This is a genomic window from Stenotrophomonas sp. HMSC10F07 (assembly GCF_001807895.1).
Classification (GTDB): Bacteria; Pseudomonadota; Gammaproteobacteria; order Xanthomonadales; family Xanthomonadaceae; genus Stenotrophomonas; species Stenotrophomonas sepilia.
Window position 1 is genome coordinate 1 of sequence record NZ_KV791390.1, and the last position, 1,835, is coordinate 1,835.

General features: G+C 53.9%; 3 protein-coding genes. All 3 read left to right on the plus strand.

The features are described from left to right. The coding region (locus tag HMPREF3114_RS20615; protein WP_141750806.1) for an RHS repeat-associated core domain-containing protein at positions 1-509 on the plus strand (509 nt) is incomplete at its 5' end. Between the two features lie 101 nt (positions 510-610). After that, entirely contained in the window at positions 611-1,036 is a 426-nt protein-coding gene (locus tag HMPREF3114_RS20990; protein ID WP_176746378.1) for a hypothetical protein, read from the plus strand. Between the two features lies 1 nt (position 1,037). Continuing rightward, positions 1,038-1,610 carry a hypothetical protein gene (locus HMPREF3114_RS20995; protein ID WP_141750807.1) on the plus strand — a complete coding sequence of 191 codons (573 nt, stop codon included), beginning with the start codon at positions 1,038-1,040 and terminating at the stop codon, positions 1,608-1,610. Positions 1,611-1,835 lie beyond the last annotated feature (225 nt).

The following is a 1,835-nucleotide window of genomic DNA, read 5'->3' on the forward strand; positions in this document are numbered from 1 at the left end:
AGGCGACGGATGCGAGTGGGTTGTTCTACAACTATCAGCGCGAGTACGACCCATCCGTGGGGCGCTACTCTCAGAGTGATCCCATCGGGCTGAATGGCGGCATCTCCACATTCTCTTACGCTGAAAGCAATCCTCTGTCCTATGTTGATCCTCTAGGGGAAATGTCGCGACGCAAAGGCGAGCGCAATTTGACTCGCTCGCCAGATGGCACAGGCAACCCAGATAAGCATTGGAAGGATGATCCCAAGCGGCCAGGATGGGGTTGGCAGCTGGATAGCCATTCAGGTAAGCCGAAGTACAAAAAGAAACCGCACTACCTGCTTCCCCCAAAGGCAATCGGGCCGGGTCTGGCCCTCCGGGTTGCCCTTCAGGTAGCCTGTGAGAATGGCGACCTTGCCTCCTGCAAGACGCTCTGTACTCTGTTCCCTGAGGTCTGTGGCAATGTTGACTTCGCCGAACCCAACGTAGCGATGTGTCCAACTGAGGGGCCGTCGTTAAATTTGCAGTGATAGGCAGTGATCCGTCGATCTTCATGGTTCCAGGCACAATGCGGCCTGGATTCCGTGATGGTTCGTAGCATGCCTGTAGATGACAGGACGTGGAGTTGATAGTGAAGTCATTGCATTCGCGAGCGAAGATTGACTTGGCACCCTTGACCGCAAGGGCTCTAAGAAAAATAGTAGGGAGTCTGTTCCATCGCCGGCACGACTATGGTGATTTCGAGCCCGAAGAACTGCTGGATGAGCTTGCGCGGCTCGGTGTTACAACGGCCAAGCAATTCAGACTGCTTATGAAAAAACATCGTCGCGCAATTCTTCGGGACGAGAGGGCGAGGATGTCTAGAAGAAAGATGCTCTACCTCTTGGACGAGTTCGGCCCTGAAGGTCTTGACATGCATACCAATACCTCTTGGTTCGCGACTTCGGGATTGGTGCGGCAAGCCATTGAGAAGGAATTCGGCTGGGAGGCATTTATCGCTTTGTACGATCGTCAGCCAGGCGCCGCCTCTGGTTCTTCTGAAAAGTCGGCGCCCTAGCATGAAATCCATTGCGCTTTGGAGAATGAAGCGCGAGGCCAAGAGGAGCGGTCTGCGAGTCGTTGGCAATTTTTTGATTGCGTTACATACGCGCGATGTTATCTCAGGTTTCACGTTGGATCCTGCGCCATCCTCTACCTATGTATGGACCTTCGTAATTCCGACATATGATGATTTGCCCTACCTGCACATGTCTCTAGGTCAGAGGATTGCAAGCGCGGAAGTGGATAAAGGTTTTTTCTGTGGAATGCATGAGGCGCATGCCAAAAAGCTTGAGACAGTGAGAACGGCGGCAGACTTGTTGCTCTATGTCGACAGTCTTGACTTCACAAGCGACTATTCGGAATGGGTAAAATACATATCCGCCATCCGGCTTGGCGATTTCGTGGCGGCGGACGCGACGCTGAAGACGCTTTTGAAGTTGCCAATGTCCAATGCTATTAAAAGTAGATTAGATGCGATTCTTTCTGTACTGAAGAATGGTGGTGAATCCGGCGCGCAGCATCTTTTGGAGGCGTGGTCTGTTCAGACGGATCGATTAGTGGGCGGCAGCTCCTGGGGCAGCGGACGGTAGCGAATCGTCGCGCTGCACGCAGCCCTAATGCAGCAGGGAATACCACGCTCTGACAGCAGATCGTTTACCTGCAGCGATACCAACCGCATGAACGCGGTGAAGCAGGGTAATGCCGTGCAGGAAAGCAACGCCTACAACCATCGCGGCGAGCGCGTGCTGCGTACCCCTGCCGGTAGACTGCCCAGATCACGCTGTATGACGAAGCAGGGCAGTGGCTGGGCAACT